General features: G+C 42.5%; 1 protein-coding gene. It reads right to left on the reverse strand.

Annotation, left to right across the window (positions count from 1 at the left end; genetic code table 11):
* Positions 1-486 (reverse strand): DUF3334 family protein (locus R7Z77_RS28235; RefSeq protein ID WP_318137423.1); only part of this gene is annotated, 486 nt, incomplete at its 3' end.
* Positions 487-527 lie beyond the last annotated feature (41 nt).

Here is a 527-nt window from a genome sequence, read left to right on the forward strand (position 1 = left end):
CGCGGTCGAGAACGTCACTCGACGTGCTTGAGGGCGATCCAAATTGGTATCAACTTGCAAAATTACCTGTTTGTTCAGCGCCAGCATCTTCGGTTGGTTTTGCGTGATGTTGGTTTGCAGTTCTTTACGGATTTTATTGGTAAAGTCACCGACCAATTGGTTCATGAGTTCACCCAATACGTCTGCAACTTCATCAGAAGTATGGGAGATAGCCAGTTCTTCTTCTGGCATGCCCATATTACGCATGTAGTTGGTGTAAATCTCTAAAGCGGCTTTTGCAGTAAAGTTAATCACTACAAGTCCGGTAAATCCGCCATCAAATAGGACAAAACAGCCAAAATCTGGTTTGAGGCTGGTCTTGTTGATCTTTTGAACCATTGCGGAGTAATTAACTTGAGAAGAGGTGGCCGAAGTAAGAACGCCAGAAACAGACTGGCAAAGTTTTAGAAGGATATCTTCCGTGGTAACAACTTTATTTTTTTTCATTCTGAAAGCTCATCTAGAAACGCGATTTCTATCCCAATGTA

It is taken from the genome of Vibrio sp. 1401 (assembly GCF_033340295.1).